Raw genomic sequence first — 22,958 nt, 5'->3', positions numbered from 1 at the left:
TCGCGATCTATCCGGTGGTGCTCCAGCCGACTGTAGTTCTCGCTGGTCATGGCCGCGAGTTGAGTGACGGCACAGTCGCCGGGAACGGTCGATCCACTGCGGCGAGCGGTGCCTGGCCTGCGGTGAACGGCGAACGGTCGGGTCGGGGCCCCGCCATCCAGGTCCCGGGGCGCCCGCCGCGTCTGCGAAGCTGGCGATGATCGCACAATCGGGAGGAGAGCCGGCCATGACGACCGACCCACAGGACATCACCCATCTGCGGCGTTGCGTGGCGCTGGCCGCAGAAGCCCTGGCGGAGGGCGACGACCCGTTCGGGTCGGTCCTGGTCGGCCCGAGCGGAGACGTGCTGGCGGAGGCCCGGAACCGGGAGACGTCCTCGGCGGACCCCACGGCGCATCCCGAGCTCGCCCTGGCGCAGTGGGCGGCCGGACACCTGCCGCCGGCGGCGCGGGCCACCGCGACCGTCTACACCTCGGGAGAGCACTGCCCGATGTGCGCGGCGGCCCACGCCTGGGTCGGACTCGGCCGCATCGTCTACGTGGCGTCGAGCTCGCAGCTCGCCACCTGGCGAGCGGAGTGGGGCCTGCCGGCCGGGCCGGTGGCCGTGCTTCCCGTCACCGCCGTAGCGCCGGGTCTCACCGTTGACGGCCCGGTCGCTCCGCTCGACGAGGAGATGCGGCTCCTGCACGAACGCGCCGCGAACCGGCGCGCCGGTCAGTAGGGACCATCACCAGCGGGTACGGATGTGCCAGCGGGTGCGGTACATCGGTTGCCCCCGGTGTTGAATGACACCGAGGACGCGGGCCAGGGTGGCGACGCAACGGCCGTACTCCGCGCGGTAGATGCTCGCCAGGTCCATGTCGGTGACCGGCTCCTGTTCAGGCCTGGGACAGGTCGTCGAACGGGCGCACCTCGACCGGCCCGCACGCCGCCGCGCACTTTTCGGCCCAGGCCAGCGCCTCGTCCAGATCCGCGCACTTGATGATCCAGAATCCGGCGATGTGCTCCTTCGTCTCGGCGAACGGCCCATCGCTCATGGTGGTGGTCCCGTTCTCGACCCGGACGACGGTGGCGCTGTGCGGCGACAGGAGCCCTCCGACGAAGGCCCAGGCGCCCGCGGCCCGCAGTTCGTCGTTGATCCGATCGGTCTCCCTGAACATGGTCTGCGTCTCCTCGTCAGACGGCGCCGTGCGGATGCCGGGCGTTCGTCCGGGAGCCTCGTAGTCGAGGTAGAGAGACGTCGGTGGCCGATGCCGGTACGGTGCCCGCGGTGAGAAGCGGCTGATCGAGCACCATCTACGTGGGACGGGAGAGCCTTCGCCACCACGACCGTTGGCCGGGCTGAGCGGGCGGGATCTGTTGTGTCGGGTAGGGCAGGCCCGCTCCGATCTGGACCGCTCGCGGCTGGCAGGGCGAAGGCACTGCCCGTGCCACAGGTCCTGCGGCGGTTGGTACGAATCCCGTCCAGTGCGCTTGCGAACGCAGATATTGCTAACACCCAACCGTCCACCATATGTGTCACCGTTTGGCCCAGCGTGACGCCGACCTGGCGGGCCAGCTGGCCCGACCGGCGAGGCGACGTCGGATCGCTGGATGAACAGCCCTGAGGTCGTGGCGGTCTACGGTCAGCGGATGGGGTTCTCGATTAAGTTGGCACCGGGCGTGCGTATCCGGGCCTCCTCCCGAGGGATCCGCACCAGTGTCGGGCCGCGCGCCGCCCGGATCCACGTCGGTGGCGGCCGTACCGGCTTCTCCAGCGGCGTCGGACCGGTCGGTTTCTACAGCTCCCTCGGGGGCGGCCGCCGATCCGGTGGCCGGTCCTCGTCCGCGGCCGGCTACCAGCGGCAGCTCGCCGCACAGCAGCGCCAGGCGGCGCAGGCGCAGCGAGCCGAGGAAGCCCAGCGCCTCGCCCGGGCGTTCCAGCGCATCCTCGAGCTGCACCGGGTGGACTTCCCCGCCGCCGCCCGGCCGATCGCGCCACAACCGGCACCACCTGATCGGGACAGCATCCGCAAGCACTATGAGAACCACGCATTGGCCGGCATTGGGGTGTTCGAGCGCAGCCGACGGGCCCAGGCGAAGCAGCAGGCGGCGCAGTGGACCGAGGCGGAAATACAACGGCAGTGGGCCAACCGGCTTGAGCAGCAGGCGGGGTGGCAGCAGTACCTCGACCAGCGGTGGCACCAACTCTGCACGAACGTGCCCGAGGTCGTGCTGGAAACCCTGGAGGAGGCCTTCGAGGACAACGAGGCGCCCAGCGCCTCCGTCGGAGTCAGCGCCGACGAGGTCTCCCTGGCCGTGCTCGTACCCGGCGTCGACCAGGTGGTGCCCGAGCGAATGCCCGCCACGACGCAGGCCGGCAACCTGACGCTGCGCAAGCTGCCCCAGCGCGACCGCGCCGCCTACTACAAACAGTTCGTTTGCGGCCAGGTCCTGGTCACCGTGCGGGAGGCTTTGGCCGTCGCGCCGGGCATCGCCGCCGCGCGGGTGGCAGTCCTGCGCCAGCACGGCCACGACGCCTACGGCCGGCCGCGGATGTCCTGCCTGCTCGCGGCGACGTTCGACCGCAAGGCCCTGCACGGGGTGCGGTGGCAGAACGCCGACGCCACGGCGATCGTGCACGACACCAGCCGGGAACTGCTGCTCAACTCCCGGGCACGGACCGGGGAACTGCTCCCGCTGGACCTCGCCGCCGAACCCGCCCTCGCCCAACTCGTCGCCGCGGTCGATCTGACCGAACTCACCAGCGGCCGGTAGCGGCTCGCCCGGACGCTGATCACGCCTCGAGGTGGGTTGATCGTCGGGGAGTTCTTCGACGTGGGCCACAGCCGAGCCTTGCCGTGGCAGCGTCGCCGGGAAGCCAGCCGCCCCTGATCGAGCAAGCAGACTTCGACCGCGTCCAGCCGACGCGTCTTCCGGCAGCCGACCGACGTGGTCTTCGTCATCCAGCCAGTCCAAACCGGGAGCTAGGCCACGGTGTTCGAGCCTGCCGGGGTGGCGGCTACCCCCTCAGCGGCGGCCTTGGCGAGCTTACGTCGCCATGACTGCGGGCCGGCCCCGAAAGCCCGATCGCGCTGGCTCATCACCCGGTTGTAGGCGGCGTACGCGACAAAGTCGGTGTCGTCGTAGAGCAGTCCGTAGGTCTGCCGGTCGGAGCCGGTCATACCGATCCAGGGCGCGGTGGGCGGGTAGTCGGCCGGCGTGCCACTGGTGATCGTGCCGTGCCCGGGGACGCCGCTGCGCTGGCCGGCGGCCGCGGAACTGCTGAGGTGCTCGCCCGGCTTCTCCGGTCGACGGCGCTTTCCTCACTGACCTCGTCGGGTCAACCAACCTCGGCGTTTCACTTCGATCGTGATGAACCCGAGGCAGACTGCGGTCGGTGCGGTGAGCGTGATCAGGGCTGGCACATGGACGGTGGCGGGTGCCAGTGCTGTGATCACCAAAGTCTGCGTTATGCGTTGTGGGTGGACGCGGTGGGTCAGCCGCCACCGGATCGCGTGGTCTGCGAGCAGGTAGATGATCACGCCGCCGTAGAGGGCAAGGTGCGGGAGCGGGTACAGCGGGACGCCAAGTTCGAACAGGCCCCGGTTGCCCAGCACGGACATCGTTTTGCCGAGCCCGAGTGACACGAGCACGATGCCGGCGATCATCGGCAGGTGCAGCAGCGCGTAGGCGTCCTGAGCCAGCGCCGCACGCCGGCCTCTGCCGCTTGCGGCGAGCACCCGCGCACCGTAGATGGCGGTTGTGCTGAAGTAGATCCACCAGAGTGCGGCGAGCAGGGCAGTGCCCAGTGCGGCGGCGACGATGATCCGAGCGGAATGGGGGTGTAGGCCACGGCGGTGCCCATGGAGATGACCGCTTGGCATTCTCAGCCACCCATCCGGTCCTCGGCGGCTCGCCAGGCCGCCTGGTCACCTCGCGGCGCGTATCGGACGGGGTGCTGGGCTTCGGGCCGGAGGGCCCGCAGTGCCGGCAGCTCCGGGTGCAGCTGGCAGCCATCAGTCACGCCGGTGAGCCATAGCCGGGGCCGTTCTCTCGTCACGGGGGTGCCGGTAGCGGTACGTCCAACGATCGGCGCGCTCAGACAATGCGGCCCAGCCATTCCTCGACGCCGGCGATGTGGACCGTCGCCCAGGATCGGGCCAGCTCGGGCTGCCGGGAGGCGATGGCCTCCAAAATCGCGGCATGCTGTTCGCGGGTCTTGTGGACGGCGCCTTCCTGCGTCAGTCCCCGCCAGATGCGGGCGCGGGTGGTCGGGCCGGAGAGGCTGTCGAGCAGCGAGGTGAGCAGTTTGTTGCCCGCACAGGCCGCGATCTGCCGATGGAACTCCAGGTCGTTGGCGACCAGCTCGTCGATGCTCGGATCCTCGCCGAGCGCCTCCAGGACGCTCCGGAGCTTGCCGAGTTCCTCGTCGCTGATCCGCTGCGCGGCGAGCGCGGTGGCGGCCGGCTCGAGAATGCGGCGTACCTCCAGGAACTGGAGGACGGTGTCGTCCCGGTGAAAGTCGACGACGAAGCTCAACGCGTCGAGCAGCATCGCCGGGTCGAGGCTCGTCACGTACGTGCCGTCGCCCTGGCGTACGTCCAGCACCCGGATCAGCGACAGCGCCTTGACCGCCTCGCGCAGGGAGTTGCGGGACAGGCCGAGCCGCTCGGCGAGGTCGGGTTCGCGTGGCAGCCGATCACCGGGGCGCAGTTCGCCCGCGACGATCATCTGCTTGATCTTGCCGATCGCCTCGTCGGTGACCGCCATGCGTTCCTTCACCGTCCCTATCTACCACGAAAACCGGTACGTGCTCAGGGTCCGAGTCGGTAGGTTCGCGCCGCTGTGCCACCGAACACCGCCGCCCGTTCCCGCGGTGACAGCGGAGGCAACGCCTCGGCCACCGCCGACAGCACCGCGCCGTAGTCGGCGGCCAGCCGGCAGACCGGCCAGTCCGAGCCGAACATCAGCCGCTCGGGTCCGAACAGCTCCACCGCCGCGCCGACGAACGGCCGCAGGTCCGCGACCCGCCACCGGTTCCAGTCTGCCTCGGTGACCAGCCCGGAGAGCTTGGCGGTGACGTTCGGCAGTGCCGCGAGTTCCGCGACCGGACCCGCCCATTCGGCCAGGCCGGCCGCGCCGTCGCGGATGCGGGGTTTGCCCAGGTGGTCGAGGACGAAGCCGAGCTCCGGGACGTCCCGGGCGGCCCGGGCCACCGCCGCGAGCTGGTCGACCCGGACCACGACGTCGAACGCCAGGCCGGCCTCCGCGATGGCACGAAGCCCGCGCCGGACCTGCGGGCGGTCGAGGTGTTCCGGGTCCGCCTCGCCCTGCAGTTGCGGCCGGACGCCCACCAGCAGCTCACCCCCGGGCAGCTGCCGGTAGCGGGCGATGGTGTCGGCGAGCGCGGGGTCGGCCGGATCGGCCCAGGCGACCACCCCGCCGATCGCTGCGGTGCTGCTCCCGTACCGGAGCAGGATGGCCGCCTCCGCGGTGTCGCAGCGTCCGCCCTCCACCAGGATCGTCCGGTCGACGCCGGCGGCGGACAGCTCCGGCTGGAGATCGGCGGGCAGGAACGACCGGCGGATCGGGGCCAGCTCCGGCTCGTCGAGCCACCGGTAGCCGTCGTCGATCCGCCACAGGTGGTGGTGCGCGTCGACGATCATGGCCTACCCAACGGACGGACCGGGACCGGGGCATCCGGGCGCAGCAGCCCTTCGGCGACCAGCTCGGACCAGAAGTCGGCCGGCGGTGGTGCGGCTGCCTGCAGCGCCGCGTTCCGCCGCACCTGCCCTGGGTCGTGCGCCCCGACCACCACCGCCGCCACCGCGGGGTGTGCGCCGGCGAAGGCGAGCGCCGCCGCCGGCAGCGAGGTCCCGTGCCGGGCGCAGATGGCGGCGATCGCCCGCACCCGGTCGACCATCGGGGCCGGCGCGGCGTGGTAGTCGTAGGGCAGCCCGGTGTGTGGCCGGTCGACGGCGAGCAGGCCGCTGTTGAAGACGCCCGCGTTGAGTACGGAGACGCCGCGCTGTGCGCACTCCGGCAGCAGCGCGTCTAGGGCGGGCTGCTCCAACAGCGTGTACCGGCCGGCAACCATGACGGCGTCGAGTTCGGTCCCGGTGACGAACCGGTGTAGCACCTGCCACTGCATCGACCCGACTCCGATCGCGCCGACGACACCCTGTGCCCGCAGGTCGTGCAGGGCCGGATAGGCCTGCTCGAGTGCCTGGATCTGGTGGTTCTCCGGATCGTGGATGAGCGCCACGTCGATCCGGTCCAGGCCGAGCCGGACCAGGCTCGCCTCCAGCGAACGGTGCACCCCGTCGGCGCTGAAGTCCCACACCCGACGGTGGTCGGCCGGCACGTGGAAGCCCGCCGGGTCACGTCGCGCCGCTCCGGCGGGATCCGGCAGGAGCAGGCGACCAACCTTGGTGCTGACCGTGTACGAGGGTCGCGGCAGGCCGCGTAGCGCGTTGCCGAGCCGGCGCTCGGAGAGCCCGAGCCCGTAGTGGGGTGCGGTGTCGAAGTACCGGATGCCGGATTCCCACGCCGCCGCCACGGTGTCCGCGGCCTCGGCGTCTTTCAGCGCCGTGTAGAGATTGCCGAGTTGGGCGCAGCCGAGACCCTGCGGACTCACGGTCACCTCGGACCGGCCCAACCGGACGACGGTCACGGCAGCTCCCAGACGAGGCGCAGGCCCGAGTCGGCACCCGAGTAGTCGTCCTCGACCTCCAGCAACTCCGCCATCCGGGCCTGCCAGGGCACGTTCGCGGGATGATCCCGCAACTCGTGTCGCATCCGCTGGTAGTCCTCGACCTCGACCAGATGGAACAGGTCGCGCCCGTCCCGCCAGATCCGCCACGAGTGCACCCCGGCCGCGCGCAGCGCGCTGTCCAGCTCGGCGGGAATGACCCGGTGCACCGTGTCGTACTCGCCTTCCTTGCCCGGCTTGAGCCGGGTGTGCAGGGCTATCCGTTGCATGGCAGCTCCTTCCCTCAGTCAGGACGGTCCGCGGCGGGGCGCGGCCGCAGGCCCTGCATGCCGCCGTCGACGGCGAGGACACTGCCGGTGGTCGACCCGGCGAGCGGGCTGGCAAGGTAGGCGACCGCCGCCGCCACCTCGTTCGCGCTGACCAACCGGCCGAGGGGCTGGCGTGCCTGCAACGCGGCCAGCTCCGCCGTCGGGTCCTCGGCCGCGTCCAGCAGCCGCCGCACCCACGGCGTGTCCGCCGTGCCGGGGTTGACGCAGTTGACCCGGATCCCCTCGCGCAGATGGTCGGCCGCCATCGCCAACGTCAGCGACTGCACCGCCCCCTTGCTGGCGCTGTACAGCGCCCGGTCCGGCAGGCCGGCGGTCGCCGCGATGGAGCAGGTGTTGACGATCGCCGCCTGGGACGACGCGCGCAGGTGCGGCAGTGCGGCGCGGGTCACCCGGACGATCCCGACCACGTTCACGTCGAGCACCCGGTGCCACTCGTCGTCCGGGTTGCTCTCCACCGTGCCGCGGGCTCCGATGCCGGCGTTGTTCACCAGCACGTCAATGCCGCCGAGCGCCTGGGCGGCGGCGGCCACGGCCTCGCGCACCGAGGGGTCGTCGGCGACGTCCGCCGCGAAACCGAGCAGCGGCTCGGGCACCGCCTCGGGGCGCAGGTCCAGGCAGGCCACGGCGGCGCCGCGCTTCGCCAGCAGGGTCGCCGTCGCCAGCCCGATGCCCGACGCCCCGCCAGTCACCAGGGCCCTCAACCCGGTGAACTCGCCTCGATCACCCATCACCGTTCCACCTCACCATCGGTCCGGTCGTCCTCGTCGCGGTGCCGCCCGCCGCCGCTCCCACTCACCGTCGGACCGGGCGCGCCCGCGGCGGACCAGACCGGGCCGTGCGGGAAGACGTACTCGGCCAGCGTCTCCGGCCGCATGGTGGCGCTGAAGCCCGGTGCGGTCGGGGCGAGGTAGCGGCCACGCGAAACCACCACCGGATCGACGAAATGTTCGTGCAGGTGGTCGACGTATTCGATGACCCGGTCCTGCATCGAGCCGGACACGGCGACGAAGTCGAACATCGACAGGTGCTGGACCAGCTCGCAGAGGCCCACCCCGCCCGCGTGCGGGCACACGGGCACACGGAACTTCGCCGCCAGCAGCAGGATCGCGAGAACCTCGTTGACCCCGGCGACCCGAGCCGCGTCGATCTGCACGTAGGAGATCGCCTCGAGCTGGAGCAGCTGCTTGAAGACGACCCGGTTGGCGACGTGTTCGCCCGTCGCGACCCGGATAGGTGCCACCCCGCGGGCGATCGCGGCGTGCCCGACGACGTCGTCCGGGCTGGTCGGCTCCTCGATCCAGTACGGGTCGAACGGGGCTAGCTCACGCACCCAGCTGATCGCCTCCGGCACGTCCCAGCGCTGGTTGGCGTCGACCGCGATGCGGATGTCCGGCCCGCAGGTCTGCCGGGCTATGTCCATCCGCCGGATGTCGTCGGCCAGATCCGCGCCGACCTTCAGCTTGATCTGGGTGAAGCCCTCCGCCACCGCTTCTTTGCACAGGCGGCGCAGTTTGTCGTCGTCGTAGCCCAGCCAGCCCGGCGACGTGGTGTAGGCCGGGAACCCCTCGCGTCGCAGCAACTCCTCCCGCTCGGCGCGTCCCGGTTGTGCGGTGCGCAGGATCCGCAGCGCCTCGTCGCGGGTCAGGGCGTCGGTGAGATAGCGGAAGTCGATCAGCTCGACGAGCTCCTCAGGGCTCAGCCGGCTCAGCAGCTGCCACAGCGGCAGCCCCTCCCGCTTGGCCCGCAGGTCCCACAGGGCGTTGATCACGGCGGAGATCGCCATGTGCATGACGCCCTTCTCCGGGCCGAGCCAGCGCAGCTGCGAGTCGTGAACGAGCTCGCGCCAGAGGCCGCCGAGGTCGGCCAGGACCGCCTCCACCGACCTGCCGAGGAGGTACGGCCGCAGCGAGGCGATCGCGGCCGCCTGCACCTCGTTGCCGCGGCCGATGGTGAAGGCGAAGCCGTGCCCCTCGTGTCCGTCCACCTCGTCGGTGCGCACCACGAGGTAGGCGGCCGAGTAGTCGGGGTCGGGGTTCATGGCGTCGGAGCCGTCCAACTCCCGCGAGGTCGGGAAGCGGACGTCGAGGACCTCCAGCTCGGTGAAGTTCATGCCTGCCCCACCTCCTGGCGCTGGCGCCCCAGCCCGTCGATCTCCAGCTCGACGACGTCGCCCGCGACCAGGTACGGCTTCGGTTCGGGTTGCCCCAGTGCCACTCCGGCCGGGGTGCCGGTGTTGATCACGTCGCCCGGGTGGAGCACCATGAACTGGCTCAGGTAGCGGATGATCTCCCCCACCGGAAAGACCATGTCGGCGGTGGTGCCGTCCTGCCGCAGGTCACCGTTGACCCACAGCCGCAGCCTCAGGGCCTGCGGGTCGGGCACCTCGTCGGCGGTGACCAGCCACGGTCCGAGCGGGTTGAAGGTCTCACAGGACTTGCCCTTGTCCCACTGGCCGCCACGCTCGAGTTGGAACTCCCGCTCGGAGACGTCGTTGGCTACGGCGTAGCCGGCGACGCAGTCCAGCGCCTCGTCGAGGCTGGACAGGTAGCGAGCGGTGCGTCCGATGACGACGGCGAGCTCGACCTCCCAGTCGGTCTTCGTGCTGCCACGCGGAACAAGAACCGTGTCATCGGGCCCCACCACGGTGTCCGGGGCCTTCAGGAAGACGACCGGCTCGGTCGGGAGCGGGGCACCGGTCTCGGCGGCGTGGTCCCGGTAGTTCAAGCCGATGCAGACGATCTTGTTGGGTCGCAGCGGTGGTCCGATGCGCAGTCCTCCGGTGGTGAGCACCGGCAACTCGGCCGTCGGGAGTTCCGCCAGCCGCCGGATGCCGTGGGTGGCGAGGAACGATGCGTCCAGGTCGTCGATCAACCCGCTGAGGTCACGCAGTCGCCCGGCCTCGTCAAGCAGTGCCGGGCGCTCCCGTCCTGGTGCGCCCACCCGCAAGAGCCTCATGCGTCGCCCCCAGAATTCATGTCGCACATCCAATACGTCGTTCTCTGTCAGCTCACGTCAATGCGCCGCGGCGCTGCGGCGCCCCGGCTACCCCTTGGTGGCGCCTCCGGTCAGGCCCTTGACGAACTGTCGTTGCAGAGCCAGGTAGAAGATCAGCACGGGCAGCGTGGCCAGGAACATCAGCGCGAAGAGGCTTCCGAAATCCGCCTGGTACTGCCCGATCGAGCGGTAGATGCCGGTGGTGATCGTGGTCCCCTGGCTCGGGCCGAGAATGATCAGCGGATTGATGAAGTCGTTCCAGATCCACACGCTGAGGAAGATGACGACGCTCGCGGTCGCGGGGCGCAGCAACGGGAAGACGACGCGCCAGAAGACCTGCATCCGGCTCGCACCGTCGATGCGCGCGGCCTCTTCGAGTTCGACCGGTACGGCGCGGATGAAGCCCATGAAGACGAAGATGCCGAACGGTACGTAGTAGCCGACGTTGAACAGCACCAGACCCTGCAGTGTCGCCATCAGGTGGGTGAACCGCAGCACGTCGGTGATCGGTATGAGGATCACCTGCGGAGGGATCATGAGCCCGCACAGCAGGAGGAGGGTCAGTGCCCGGGTCCACCGATTGCGGGTGCGGGCGAGGTAGTGGCCGAGCATCGCGGAGAGCACGATGAGCACCAGCACCGACAGGAGGGTGACGACGATGCTGTTGGTGAGGCTGACCCAGAACAGGCGGTCCGGACGGGTGAGCACCGCCTGGATGTTGGCAAGTGTGGGCGGCAGCGGAAGCTGGGCGGGTTGCTTGGCGATCAGGTCGCCGCGTTTGAAGACGTTCGCCAGGACGAAGTACAGCGGCACGAAGAAGACCGCGGCGAGCGTGATCGCGACACCGGGACGCAGGAACGACGGTTTGCCATGTTTCACAGGTCCACCTCCCGGCGCTGCAGAAACCTCAGCGCGATCGCGGTCACGACCGCGACGATGAGCAACATCAGGATCGCCATGGCGGAGGCGTATCCACCGTGGTTGGCGTCGAAGCCGGTCTGGAGCACGTTGAAGGCGATGGTGGCGGTGGTGCCGGATCCCGGCCCGCCGTTGGTGATCACCTTGACGTAGTCGTATGCCTTGAACGCGGAGATCAGCAGGACGACGGTGTTGACCGTCAGGGCGGGCGCCAGCATCGGCCAGGTGACGGCGCGGAACCGGCGGACCGGGCCGGCGCCGTCGATCGCCGCGGCCTCCTGCAGCTCGACGGGCACACCCTGGAGGCCGGCGAGGTAGACCACGACACAGAAGCCCAGCATCTGCCAGCTGATGATCGACGCCACCGAGTACAGGGCGACGGCCGGATCGGAGAGCCAGCCGGGGGGCTGGTCGACCCCGAGGGCCCTCAGCATCTCGTTGAGCGGTCCGTCGCTGTCCAGCAGGCGCGACCAGATGACGCTCACGACCACGGAGCTCAGGATGACCGGGGTGAAGAAGACGCTGCGCAGGGCGTTGTAGAGCCACCCGTGCCGGTCGAGCAGCAGCGCGACCGCCAGCCCGAGCACGTTCGGCACGATCACCACGATCACGGTGAGAATGGTCGTCACCCGCAGCGCCGTGAGGAACTGGTCGTCGCGCAGCAACAGCTGGTAGTTCTCCAGTCCCACGTACTTCGTCGGTGGGTTGAACGGGTTGTAGTTGGTCAGGCTGTAGCCGAGGCTGACCAGAATGGGCGCCAGGACGAAGCAGGCGTAGATCAGCAGCCCGGGGGCGGCGAACGATGCGAAGTGCCCGAGGGCCGGCCCCAACGGGCGTCGTCGCCGGGTTCTTGTCGTCTCCTCCGATGCGGGCCGTGTGGCAGGCCTAGCGACCTGGGCAACCATTGCGCCTACTCCTTCCATCCTTACCGGTCGACCGTCGCCTGCATCGGTGCGACCGAGGGGGTGTGGAAAGCGAGCGCGCTCTCCACACCCGGTCGAAACGCGTCGCCGGATCAGCCGGCCTTCGACCACTCCGTGTCGAGGAAGGCGGCGGCCTGAGCGGGCGTCTTGCGTCCCGTGATCAGATCCTGTGCGGCCGAGTCGACCTTGTCGGCCATTCCGGGCAGCAGCCCGTCGTCGGCCGTCTCCCAGCGGAATGCGTGCACGACGGCCTGCTGGGCCTGCGCCTGCTGGTAGAGCGCGTATCCCGCCTTGAAAACCGGACCCACGTCCGAGGGCAGCGTGTAGCCCTTGATCGCGGGGAAGAGACCGTCAGCCTTGACGGACGCGTCGAGTTGCTCCTTGTCGAGCTGGAACGCCAGCGCGAACTTCTTCGCCGCGTCGACGTTCTTCGCCTTCGCACTGACGATCATGCCGCCGCCGGTGTAGGCGGGCGCCACGACCTTGCCATCCTCGGTCGGGAAGTTGAACACGCCGATCTCGAAGTCGGGTTTTTTGGTGTCGGCGTTCGCCGCGAACCAGTTCCCCATCGGATACATCGCACCCTTGCCGTCCAGGAACGCCTGCTCCGTGGCGGCGTAATCCCGGGAGACGGCCGACTTGTCGAGGTAGCCCTTGGCGGCCAGGTCGGCGAACTTGCCGAGCGCCTTCTCGAAGTCGGGGTCGGCGAACTTCGCCTGGTCCGACCGTCGCTTGGTCAGCCAGTCCGGCGTCTTCGCGTACAGGTCCACACTCACGAGACCGGACAGGATCATCGACGAGGCGAAGCCGTCCTTGCCACCGCCGATGACGAACGGCGTCATCCCCTTCGCCTTCAGCTTCGCCGACGCGTCGAGCAGCTCAGCCCAGGTCTTCGGGGTCGAGGTGACGCCGGCGTCGGCGAACATCCTCTTGTTGTAGTAGATCGGCGGGATGGTCTGGGTGTTGGCCGGCAGCTGGTAGTACTTCCCGTTGATCGGGTTCGCCGTCGGGTAGAGGAAGTCCTTCAGCTCGTCCGGCTGCCACGCGTAGAGGTTTCCGGCCTCGGCGAATCCCGCCGGGGAAACCGCAATCATGACGTCCGGGAACTGGCCCGACTGCAGCAGCTGCTTGGCGTACGCCGTCCGACCGTCCGCGGTCGGGGCCACCAGCTTCTTGACGGTGATGTCGGGATTCCTGTCGGTCACCCGCTTGATCGCGGCATCCCAGTACTGGGGAGTGAGGTTCGGCGTCTCGAAGGTCAGGAAGGTGACCTCCTGCTTGCCGTCCGCAGTGGACGACTTGTCACCGACCGTGCAGGCGCTGAGGGCGACGACGGCCGCGAGTGCGGCCGCCACCCGGAATGCTCGGGGCTTGTTCCGCATTGAGCCACCTCTCGTGAGGTCGGACAGTGGTGGGAGTGGCGAAGGGTCAACGCCGGAGCGCAGTACATCCGATCTTTCGGCGGAGTGTCAACGCCTGAACCCGGAAAAGCCGTCCTCCAACGCCGGATCGATCGGATGACTGCCCAGTGCACGGCATTTCTCGGATTCGAGCTACTTCGCCTGTTTGGACCGGTGTCGAATACCCATCCATGGCCGGCGTGCTGGCCATCGGCGGCAACCTGCCGCAGCGGACCGACGAGGAGCTGGCCGAGGCCCGGCGCCCCTGATGGCGCGGTACAAGCGAATCCGACCGGTGATGCCGCACGGGGACGTCCACCGGCTGCCGCCGCCGTCCGACGGCCTGTCCGCGACCCCAGAAGAAGACGACGGCCGTCGACCGCGACGTACTGTCGTCCGCGTCGGGTAGGCAGCCGGCTTCCGCCAGCGGGGCACGCCCGGTCATCCGATGAATCACGGGCAGGCCGGCAATGATCGGATGACTGCTCATCACGCTCGCTCGACGGCGGAACGGCCTGGCCGCCTTCCCCCTCGCATGGTGCGATCTGCCTGCGAGGATGTTCATCGAGCCCTATGGCGGGTCTGCGGAGGTCTTGACCATCGCCGATGGCGGTTGTAATCATCGGATGTCTTATTCGAAACCTCGATGTAACCACTGACCAGACAGACCATCGAGAGGCGATGTCCCCATGAGACTTCGACCGCACGGCGGTACCCGACCACGATCCGAGCGGGCGTGGAGCAGGTGGCGCCTGTTGGGCGCCGCGCTCGTCCTCGTCCTGACCGCGGGGCTCATCGGCGCCCCGGCCGCCCACGCGGAGGTCCAGCATCCGCGACAACAGTGGATGCGTGAATCCACGGCCGGCCTGTTCCTGCACTGGGGAATGTTCACCGCCCCGGCCCACCGCGACTGCGCGGAGTGGCAGGACGACGTCACCGAGGGCGGCTGGACCCCGGACTACTGGGTGGATGAGGCCCGCAAGCTCGGCGCCTCCTACATCGTCCTGGCCACTTTCCACAGCCGGCTCGGGTACGCCCGCCCCTGGCCGTCGAAGATCCCCGGCAGCTGCGCCACCGAGCGCGACATCCTCGGCGAGCTCATCGAGGCCGGCAAGGCCAAGGGGGTCCGGGTCATCCTCTACATGACCGACGACCCCCAGTGGCACAGCGAGCTCGGCGTCGAGACCCTGGACTCGGCGGCCTACTCGGCGTACAAGGGCCAGCAGGTCGACCTGACCAGCCGCGACGGGTTCGGCATGTTCAGCTACGACCTGTTCTTCGAGGTGATGGAGAAGTACGCCGACCTGGGCGGGTTCTGGATCGACAACGACAACGCCTACTGGGAGCGGAACAACCTCTACGAGCAGATCCGCGAGAAGCGACCGTCCTGGTTGTTGAGCAACAACAACGAGGACACGCCGATCATGGACACGGTCAGCAATGAGCAGAAGACCGGCATGACGCCGGCCTACGACTATCCACAGGCCGCCTTCACCCCCATGCCGCGCCTCACCGAGGCCGACTACAAGCTGCCGACGACCGGCTCCTGGTGGTACGACGGCGGCGACCACGCCGTCGACGTCCGGCTCAGCACCGGTCGCTACATCACCAACGCCGGCTCGTCCATGAAGTCCCTCATGGCGGAGACACCAATGGTGACCGGCAAGTTCCCCGCGCAGCAGGAGGCGTTCAACAACTTCATGGCCGAGTGGGTGCCGCCGATCCGGTCCTCGCTGGTCGGAACCGAGGGCGGCGGCTACCTCTACGGCGGCATGCAGCCCGGCTTCTGGAACGACGGGGCTCACGGCGTCATCACCGTGGAACCCGGTGCGAAGACCCAGTACGTGCACGTGCTGACCCGGCCGCGCACGGATCAGGTCCGGTTGCGCGACAACGGCTATCAGGTAACCGGAGTGAGTGACCTGAGGACCGGCGAGCGGATGCGGTTCAGCCAGTCCGGCGGGTACCTGACGATCCTCGGCGTCGACACCTGGGACACCTACGACACGGTGTTCCAGGTGAGCACGGCCGGCCAGCAGTCGTTCTACCCCCAGTCGATGATCAAGGCGTCCGCGTCGTCCTCCCGCGAGGGCCACCCGGCCGGCGCCCTGGTGGATGGAAGCTTCGAGAACTACTGGGACAGCAACAGACAGCTGCCGGTCTCGCTGACGCTGGATCTCGGAGACACCCGCAAGGCGAGGTACCTCGCGGTGAACCAGCGGGAGTGGTCGCCGACCTACGCCCGGGAGTCGTTCGGCCGGCCGGAGGACTCGGCGCGGATCAAGGACTACCGCGTCTACGTCAGCAAGGACGGCGTGCGATGGGGGCAGCCGGTACGCAGCGGCGCGATGCCCAGCGCCCGTGGGGCGCAATTCATCGACATCGGCGACCAGCACGCCCGGTTCATCAAGCTGGAGGTCCTGAACACCTGGGGCGGTCCGCAGGCGCCGACGTTCTACCGGCAGCTGCGGATCGACGAGGTCAAGGTGGCCTACGACTACCCGGGGCCGGTCGGCACCCAACTGCCGCTGGAGGCGGAGTCGCGGAGCAACGCGCTCAACGGCAAGGCGAAGCCGGCGAAGTGCCTCGCCTGCTCCGGTTCGCACCAGGTCGTCGGGCTCGGCGGCGGCACCCGCAACTCGGTCACCTACCAGGGGGTCACCGCATCGGAGGCCGGTACCTACCGGCTGCAGATCGACCACACCGGCGCCGGCGCCTCGCTCTCGGTGAGCGTCAACGGCGGTGCCGCGGTCGAGGTGCCGCTCGCCGCGGACAACCCGGACGTGCCCGTCGCCTCGGCGGTCGCCGTGCCGCTGCGAGCCGGCGCCAACACCATCACGCTGTTCAGTTCGGCCGCCCGCGGGCCGGGAATCGACCGGATCGCGGTCGGGCCCCTGCCACCCTCGTCCTCCGTGCCGCGAACCACGATGACGGTGGAGCCCGCCGGCGTTCAGTGGGTCGGCCCGGGGCAGCAGTCGGTCACCGTCACGGCGCGGCTGCGGCTCGACGTCGACGACGCACTCGACCAGGTCAGCATGGCCCCGGTCGTCCCCGCCGGCTGGTCGATCACCGGCGGCGCCGCGACGTCCAGGGAGATGCGCCTCGGGCAGGTTCTGGAGGGCAGCTGGACCATCACCTCGCCGGCCGGCCAGGACGTCAGCTCGGCGAAGATCCCGGTCGTGGCGTCGTTCGAGACGCTCGGCAGGCCGAGCCAGGTCAGCCGCGACCTGCGGGTGCAACTGCGCCCAGCGGACCGGGTGTTCATGCGGGAGGCCGAGGACTCGGGCAACCAGCTGGGCAGTTCCGGCATCACCAGCTGCTCGCCCTGCTCCGGCGGGCAGAAGGTGCGCAACATCGGCGGCAGCTCGGACGCCTACGTGCTGTTCGAGAACGTCACCGTCGACACGGCTCGCCAGTACACCCTGTTCATCGACTTCACGGTGAACGGTGACCGCTCGTTCTTCGTGACGGTCAACGGCGGTACGCCCATCGAGGTCAAGGTGAGCGGCGTCGGCAACAACACGCCCTACACGACCTCGGTCCCCATCACCCTTCAGGCGGGCGCCAACACCATCAAGATTCACAACGACGAGGACTCCGCACCGGACCTCGACCGGCTGTCGCTGGGCTGACCCTACCCGCGGCACCCACCCACCGTCGATGCCCTGCTCCGCCAGGTCGTGCGCGAGCAGGGCATCGACTGAGGCGCTCACTCGCGCCGACCACCGGTCTCCCCACCACAATCGAGGAGGAGTCACCTGTGAAGCACACACCAGATCGGTCGGCGCGGCGGGTTGCCGTCACCCGTCCGGCCCCCCGGATCGCGGCCCTCGCGGTCGCCCTGATCGCCACGCTGCTCGCCGGAACTCTCACGGCGGCACCCGCTCGGGCGGGCACCGCCCGATGGACCGTCGCGGCGGCCTCCGCACCCGGCGCCCCGAGGGCGGAGGTGATTCACGACAAGGCGGCGGGCACCATTTCGTTGGCCGTGTCCCGCGGCGGCCGGACCGTACTGGCGCCCAGCACGCTGGGCATCCGCACCGAGGGCGCCGACCTGACCGGCGGACTGCGGTTCCTCGGTCGCAGCGACCGCACTGACATCGAGCGCTACACGACCACCGTCGGAAAGCAGGTGCGGCGGCTCGCATTCTTCCGGGAGGCACGGTTCCGGTTCGCCGGCGCGGGTGGCGCCCGGGTCGACCTGGTCGTCCGGGCCGCCCGCGACGGGGTCGCCTACCGGTACGAACTGCCTGGCGACTACGGGTCGGTGCTCGGCGAGGCGTCCGCGTTCACGGTTCCCCCCGAGAGCACGGCCTGGCTGGCGAACCACCGCCGGGACTACGAGAACCCCTACGTCCAGACCACCGCCGCCGCCGCGGACGACCGGGAGTATCTCGCCCCGGCGCTGTTCGACGTCGACGGCACCTACCTGATGCTCGCCGAGTCCAACCTCGACGGACGATACTCCGGCGGCAGCCTGGTGCACGACGGCACCGGCACCTACCGGGTGAAGCTGTGGGACCAGAATGTCCTGGTCGACGGTCCGCTGGCGACTCCGTGGCGGGTGATGGTCGTCGGTGACCTCGACACGATCGCCACCTCGACGCTGGTCGACGACCTGGCGCCGCCGTCGCGGATCACCGACACCTCGTGGATCCGCCCCGGCCAGGTGCTCTGGACCTGGCTCGCCGGCGGGCGGGCCGCCGGGCAGAGCCTGACCAAGCAGATGGGGTACGTCGACTATGCCGCCCAGCGCGGCTGGCCGTACGTCGCCGTCGACGCGGGCTGGTACTTCGACCCGCAGCAGTGGGACGTGACCGACCCGAACTGGCGTACCACCAGCTGGATGCCCGAACTCGTCCGCTACGCGCGTGAGCGCAACGTCGGCATCGTCGTCTGGATCCACTACCGGGACCTCGACACACCACAGGAGCGGTCCGAGTGGCTGCCGACGCTGCACGAGTGGGGCGTCAAGGGGGTAAAGATCGACTTCATGGACTCCGAGTCGCAGGAGCGGCTGCGGTGGTACGACGAGATCCTACCCGCGACAGCCGCGAACCAGCTGCTGGTGAACTTCCACGGCTCGAACGTCCCGAAGGGCATCCACCGGGTCTGGCCCCACGTCATGACCATGGAGGGCGTCCACGGCGCCGAGAAGAGCAGCCTCACCACGAGCCACATCACCGCCCTTCCCTTCACCCGTAACGTGGTCGGCTCGATGGACTACACACCGATGGGCTTCCACCGGAACCGGCCGACCTCCGACGCCCACGAGTTGGGGCTGTCGGTCGTCTTCGAGTCCGGCCTGCAGGACCTCGCCGGCACGCCCGAGTCGTACGAGGCGCGGCCGGAGGCGGTGCGCTTCCTCGAACAGGTGCCGACCGTCTGGGACGAGACCAGGCTGCTCGCCGGCCGTCCCGCCGACAGCGCCGTCTTCGCGCGTCGCAGCGGAGAGCGCTGGTTCCTGGGCGGAAGTTCCGCCGGCGCCGCCCGGACCCTGGACGTACCGCTGAACCTGCCTGCCGGACGGTGGCTGGTGGAGCTGATCACCGACGGGGAGGGCGGGCTCGTACGCAGCCAGCGGGTCATGCGGGCCGGTGACACGCTGCCCGTCGACGTGGTCGCCGACGGCGGCTTCGCCGGCCTGGCCTGCCGGTGGCAACCGAAGATCACCACCTGCGACCGACCGTAGCGGTCCACGTCAGCGTGCGATGCCGGGCCCGCCCGGCCCGGCATCGCACGCGCCCCGTTCGACCGTTCGAGCCAGTCCCCTTTCCGAGGAGGATGCGATGCGCACACCATCACCAGGCAGTCCGCCGTCGCGGCGGAGCACCATCGGCGTGGCCGTCCCCGTGGTCGCGGCACTGCTGTTCGCGCCGCTCGCCGCCCCGGCCCGCGCCGCGGGTCCGGAGGGCACTACCGGGCTCGGCCAGGGACCCATCACGGTCGCGAGTTCGTCGCCGCAGCTCGCCGACGCCGTCAACTGGGCCGTGTCGCGCGCACGGCAGCACGTGCAGACCGGCAAGCGCGGCCCGGTGAACGGAAACGGCAGCAACCCCGGCACCGGCGAGGCCGACTACATCCCGTCGTACTGGGCGGGCTACGCCCACCGCACCGCCTTCTACTCACGGGACTTCGTGCACCAGGCCGCGGGCGGCCACCTTCTTGGCCTCGAGCAGGAGAACAAGTCGATGCTCACCGCCTTCGCGGCGAGCGCGAACGAGGCGCGCAAGTGGTATCCGCTCTGGGCTTTGAACTTCGACGGCAGCCCCTACAACGTGGACTACCGCAGCGACACGAACTTCGTGCGCGAGGTGCCCGCGGTCTTCGAACTCGTGCAGGAGGCCGAGGAACAGTACCGCTGGACCGGCGACGCCGACTACCTCGACGACCCGGTGCTCTGGCAGTACTACACCAAGGCGGTCACCGAATTCATCGCGCTCCACGACACGCAGCTGCCCAACGGCATCGCCGAGGGCACCGGCCGGGGCATCTTCCAGGGCGCCGCGAGCTACAACGAACGTAGCGACCACGCCGTGATCGAAGCCGGCGACGGGCTCGCCTCCCAGTACCGGGCGTACCTCGCCTACGCGTACCTCGCCCGGGAGAAGGGCGATTTCGGAACGGCGGCCACCTTCGAGCAGAAGGCCGCCGCGCTCAAGCGGCACTTCGAGGACGAATGGGGCGTCGTCCGGGGCACCTGGGAGTACGTGCGGGGTCGCGGCCCGGCGAACGAGCCGTACGCCGGCTTCGGCCGCGAGAACTCCGTCTTCTACGCGGTCAAGGAGTTCCTCGATGCCAACGACAAGCGCACGTGGGACTTCCTCGGGTACCTCGACCACATGTACGTCGAGGATCGGCCCCCGAACATCGAGGCGACGACGTACGTGCCCGACGCGCTGTTCAACTACGGCTTCGACGAGCAGGCGTGGACCTGGATGAAGGACATCATCGCCAAGCTTCACCTTCCGCACGAGGTGCCCACGCAGGGCACGAACGGCGACTACCCCGAGACCAGCTTCACGCTCCTGTCGCAGACCGTCGAGGGACTCGCCGGGGTCCGGCCCAACGCGCCCGAGCACGCGGTGTCGGTCCGCTCGCACCTGCCCGCGGAGATCGGATGGCTCGACCTCGACCACATCCGTGTGGGCGAGCACGACTTCGGCGTCCGTCACGCCGGCACCACGAAGACGGTCGTCAACCACAACGCCGGACCCCAACCGCTCGAGGTCACCGTGCAGTTCCCCGGCGGCTGGCCGAAGCTGAAGGTCGACGGCAAGCCCGTGAAGCCCGAGTACGTGCACGTGAACGGCCGGGCGCTCACCCAAGTCACGCTGACGGTTCCCGTCGGCGCGTCGATCACCGTCACCACGAGCGGTGACGTGAACCCGAAGCGGCACGGCGACCTCATCCTCACCCACCCGCAGGACTACGCGCTGCTCTCGCCGGCCGACGGTGCGACGGGCCTGCCCGCCAAGGGTGTGACCTTCGCGTGGGAGCCCGCGGTCAACGCGCGGGAGTACCGCCTACGGGTGGCTCGCGACGCCGCGATGACCGACGTCGTCGCCGAGGCCACGGTCACGAAACCGACCGCGAGGATCGCCTCCCTCGATGCCGGGCGGACCTTCTGCTGGGAGGTCACGGCGGTAAACCCCAAGACCGGACAGGAACTCGTGGTCCCCGGCGGGGAGTGGGGGTTCCGCACCATGCCCGCCGCCGCGCCCGAAGCTCCGTCCCCGGTGGCCGCGTACCGCGTCGGTGACGCCGTCGGCGTCACCTGGGCGGCGGCCGAGAGCGCGCTGACGTCGACGGTCTACCGCGCCCCGGCGGGGAGCGACGACTTCACGGCCATCGCGACCGGGCAGACCGGCAGGTCCTTCCTGGATCGCGAGGCGGCCGGCGGACCGTACCGGTATCGGGTGACCTCGACGAATGAAATCGGCGAGGGGCCGGGCACGGTCGTCGAGGAGCAGGCGGCGCCCGCCGACGGCCCCGCCGAACACCTCAGCGACCGTGACTGGGTCTCGGCGACGGCCGGGTGGCGGTCGGTGCTGAAGGACCGCGCTGTGTCGGGCAACCCGATCCGTCTCGCCGGCACCGAGTACGCCAAGGGCATCGGCACCCACGCGAACTCGGAGGTCGCCTACGACCTCGAACCGACGGACACGAGGTTCGTCGCGATCGTCGGCATCGACGACGTGCAGCGCACCTCGCCCAACGCTTCGGTCGTCTTTCAGGTGCTCGCCGACGGCATGGTCGTGTACGACAGCGGCCTCATGCGCGCGCAGCCGTACTCGCCACCGCAGCGCGTCGAACTCGACATCCTCGGAGTCGAGCGGCTCGTGCTGCGGGTCACGGACGCGGGCGACACGAACAACAGCGACCACGCGGACTGGGCCGACGCCAAGGTCCTCCGCCTCCCGGGGAGCTGATGCGCGTCGCGCGCGGAAGGTCGAACCTGGGCGGGCCACGGACCGATAAGGGACATCGCGGCGAGGAGTTCTTCGTAAGGCGCCTGCACCCGCCTCCGCAGCAGTACCCTCCGATTTCATGAGCCGGACCGACCGCCGCCTCGAATCCGCGGGCCGGGTCACCACCGTCGAGGTCTTCTTCGACGTCGTATTCGTCTTCACCGTCACCCAGCTCACCGGCGTCCTGGAAGGCGACACCAGCTGGGCCGGGTTCGGCCGCATCGCCATCATCCTCGGCGTGCTCTGGTACCCCTACACCGGATACGCGTGGCTGACCAACCAGGTGCCTCCGAGGCATCCCGCTCAGAAGACCACGCTGTTTGCCGGCATGGCCGGCTTCCTGCTCACCAGCGTGGCCATCCCTGCCGCGTTCACCGACACCGCGGTGCTCTTCGCCGTAGGCTTCCTTGTCGTCGTCGGCGTCCACTTGATCATGTTCAGTCGCTCCGCAGCCCGTGCCACCGCAATCCGTCTCGCGCCCTACAACCTGGCCGCGGTGCTGCTCATCGGCCTCGCCGCGTTGGTCACCGGACCTGCCACCTATGTCCTGTGGCTGGCAGCGGCTCTCGTTCAAGCCGCGTTGCCATACCTCGCCCCACGGTTCTCCTGGATCGGGGTCGCCGGCAGCTACGAGGTCGCCGCCGAACACCTGGTGGAACGCCACGGCCTGCTCGTCATCGTCGCGCTCGGTGAATCTGTCGTCGCCATCGGCGCCGGCGTCGACATCCATCACATCACCGCCGCCACCGCCACCGCCGTCGTGATGGGACTCGCTCTGCCCGCCGCCCTGTGGTGGACCTACTTCATGGACACCCGCGCCGCTGCTTCCACCCTCGCCGCCGCTGACCCCCGCACCCGTACCCGACTGTCCGCGCGGACCTACGTCCTCCCGCACTACCTGCTGCTTCTCGGCATCATCGCCACCGCCACCGGCATCCATGCTGCTGTCGCCCATCCCGAACACCCCGCCGGCACCCCCGCCGCCGTCGCCCTTGCCGGCGGCGTCGCCCTCTTTCTGGCCGGTACGAGCGGCGCCGCGCTCGGCCTGCGCCTCGGTCTACTTCCGAGCCGGGTAGCCGGCGCCCTCGCCGTCCTCGCCACCATGGCTGTCGGCATCTCGACGACCGCCCGCGTCCAACTTGCTGCGATCATCGTCGTACTCATCGGCATGCTGCTGGTGGGTCCCCGCCACCCGAGCGGGCGCGCCGGCATAAGGCGTCATTAGCTGT

20 protein-coding genes are annotated in these 22,958 nt (G+C 69.7%); 6 read left to right on the top strand and 14 right to left on the bottom strand.

The window, feature by feature from the left end:
• The first annotated feature begins 226 nt into the window (after positions 1-226).
• Entirely contained in the window at positions 227-721 is a 495-nt protein-coding gene (locus tag NFX44_RS26800; RefSeq protein WP_262286367.1) for a nucleoside deaminase, read from the top strand.
• A gap of 6 nt (positions 722-727) precedes the next feature.
• Here the strand turns inward: NFX44_RS26800 and NFX44_RS26795 are convergent, their stop codons facing one another.
• Both NFX44_RS26795 and NFX44_RS26790 read right to left on the bottom strand, forming a co-directional pair.
• Positions 728-859, bottom strand: coding sequence for a hypothetical protein (locus tag NFX44_RS26795; RefSeq protein ID WP_262286366.1), 132 nt, complete (start codon positions 857-859; stop codon positions 728-730).
• A gap of 19 nt (positions 860-878) precedes the next feature.
• Entirely contained in the window at positions 879-1,196 is a 318-nt protein-coding gene (locus tag NFX44_RS26790) for a YciI family protein (RefSeq protein WP_262286412.1), read from the bottom strand.
• Positions 1,197-1,632: 436 nt separating this feature from the next.
• On the opposite strand from NFX44_RS26790, the gene NFX44_RS26785 reads away from it, so the two are divergent.
• Positions 1,633-2,757, top strand: a complete 1,125-nt coding sequence (locus tag NFX44_RS26785) for a DUF4236 domain-containing protein (protein ID WP_262286365.1) — start codon at positions 1,633-1,635, stop codon at positions 2,755-2,757.
• Positions 2,758-2,966: 209 nt separating this feature from the next.
• Here the strand turns inward: NFX44_RS26785 and NFX44_RS26780 are convergent, their stop codons facing one another.
• The 12 genes from NFX44_RS26780 to NFX44_RS26725 form a co-directional block, all read right to left on the bottom strand.
• Complete coding sequence (locus tag NFX44_RS26780) at positions 2,967-3,164, bottom strand: hypothetical protein (RefSeq protein WP_262286364.1); 198 nt, start codon at positions 3,162-3,164, stop codon at positions 2,967-2,969.
• A 141-nt stretch (positions 3,165-3,305) separates the two neighbouring features.
• The gene (locus NFX44_RS26775; protein ID WP_262286363.1) at positions 3,306-3,866 is read right to left on the bottom strand and encodes a low temperature requirement protein A; all 561 of its coding nucleotides are present in this window, start codon (positions 3,864-3,866) and stop codon (positions 3,306-3,308) included.
• Positions 3,867-4,080: 214 nt separating this feature from the next.
• Positions 4,081-4,764, bottom strand: coding sequence for a FadR/GntR family transcriptional regulator (locus NFX44_RS26770; RefSeq protein ID WP_262286362.1), 684 nt, complete (start codon positions 4,762-4,764; stop codon positions 4,081-4,083).
• 32 nt (positions 4,765-4,796) lie between these two features.
• Positions 4,797-5,648, bottom strand: coding sequence for an amidohydrolase (locus NFX44_RS26765; protein ID WP_262286361.1), 852 nt, complete (start codon positions 5,646-5,648; stop codon positions 4,797-4,799).
• The gene (locus NFX44_RS26760; protein WP_262286360.1) at positions 5,645-6,655 is read right to left on the bottom strand and encodes an aldo/keto reductase; all 1,011 of its coding nucleotides are present in this window, start codon (positions 6,653-6,655) and stop codon (positions 5,645-5,647) included. Before NFX44_RS26760 ends, NFX44_RS26765 begins: the two co-directional genes overlap by 4 nt.
• Positions 6,652-6,963 (bottom strand): L-rhamnose mutarotase, encoded by a 312-nt coding sequence (locus tag NFX44_RS26755; RefSeq protein WP_262286359.1) that lies wholly within the window; start codon positions 6,961-6,963, stop codon positions 6,652-6,654. The genes NFX44_RS26760 and NFX44_RS26755 overlap by 4 nt, the downstream gene beginning before the upstream one ends.
• 14 nt (positions 6,964-6,977) lie before the next feature.
• Positions 6,978-7,751, bottom strand: a complete 774-nt coding sequence (locus tag NFX44_RS26750; protein WP_262286358.1) for an SDR family NAD(P)-dependent oxidoreductase — start codon at positions 7,749-7,751, stop codon at positions 6,978-6,980.
• The gene (locus tag NFX44_RS26745) at positions 7,751-9,133 is read right to left on the bottom strand and encodes an L-fuconate dehydratase (RefSeq protein ID WP_262286357.1); all 1,383 of its coding nucleotides are present in this window, start codon (positions 9,131-9,133) and stop codon (positions 7,751-7,753) included. Before NFX44_RS26745 ends, NFX44_RS26750 begins: the two co-directional genes overlap by 1 nt.
• Complete coding sequence (locus tag NFX44_RS26740) at positions 9,130-9,978, bottom strand: fumarylacetoacetate hydrolase family protein (protein WP_262286356.1); 849 nt, start codon at positions 9,976-9,978, stop codon at positions 9,130-9,132. The genes NFX44_RS26745 and NFX44_RS26740 overlap by 4 nt, the downstream gene beginning before the upstream one ends.
• Positions 9,979-10,065: 87 nt before the next feature.
• Positions 10,066-10,896, bottom strand: a complete 831-nt coding sequence (locus NFX44_RS26735; RefSeq protein ID WP_262286355.1) for a carbohydrate ABC transporter permease — start codon at positions 10,894-10,896, stop codon at positions 10,066-10,068.
• Positions 10,893-11,765, bottom strand: a complete 873-nt coding sequence (locus NFX44_RS26730) for a carbohydrate ABC transporter permease (RefSeq protein WP_262286354.1) — start codon at positions 11,763-11,765, stop codon at positions 10,893-10,895. The genes NFX44_RS26735 and NFX44_RS26730 overlap by 4 nt, the downstream gene beginning before the upstream one ends.
• Before the next feature lie 185 nt (positions 11,766-11,950).
• Entirely contained in the window at positions 11,951-13,240 is a 1,290-nt protein-coding gene (locus NFX44_RS26725; protein WP_262286353.1) for an ABC transporter substrate-binding protein, read from the bottom strand.
• A gap of 773 nt (positions 13,241-14,013) precedes the next feature.
• Between NFX44_RS26725 and NFX44_RS26720 the strand changes: the two genes are divergently transcribed.
• The 4 genes from NFX44_RS26720 (at position 14,014) to NFX44_RS26705 (ending at position 22,954) form a co-directional block, all read left to right on the top strand.
• Positions 14,014-16,890: an alpha-L-fucosidase gene (locus NFX44_RS26720; RefSeq protein WP_262286352.1), complete on the top strand. Its 2,877-nt coding sequence runs from the start codon at positions 14,014-14,016 to the stop codon at positions 16,888-16,890.
• 128 nt (positions 16,891-17,018) lie between these two features.
• Positions 17,019-18,950: a glycoside hydrolase family 97 catalytic domain-containing protein gene (locus tag NFX44_RS26715; RefSeq protein WP_315974641.1), complete on the top strand. Its 1,932-nt coding sequence runs from the start codon at positions 17,019-17,021 to the stop codon at positions 18,948-18,950.
• 148 nt (positions 18,951-19,098) lie between these two features.
• Positions 19,099-21,690 carry an NPCBM/NEW2 domain-containing protein gene (locus NFX44_RS26710; RefSeq protein ID WP_262286351.1) on the top strand — a complete coding sequence of 864 codons (2,592 nt, stop codon included), beginning with the start codon at positions 19,099-19,101 and terminating at the stop codon, positions 21,688-21,690.
• A 118-nt stretch (positions 21,691-21,808) separates the two neighbouring features.
• Entirely contained in the window at positions 21,809-22,954 is a 1,146-nt protein-coding gene (locus NFX44_RS26705; RefSeq protein WP_262286350.1) for a low temperature requirement protein A, read from the top strand.
• Positions 22,955-22,958: the final 4 nt, after the last annotated feature.

Origin of the sequence: Micromonospora sp. MA102 (assembly GCF_025460765.1) — a bacterium.
Taxonomy (GTDB): domain Bacteria; phylum Actinomycetota; class Actinomycetes; order Mycobacteriales; family Micromonosporaceae; genus Micromonospora; species Micromonospora halotolerans.
The sequence above is the reverse complement of the archived record's forward strand: the minus strand, read 5'-3'. Positions and strand labels throughout refer to the sequence as shown.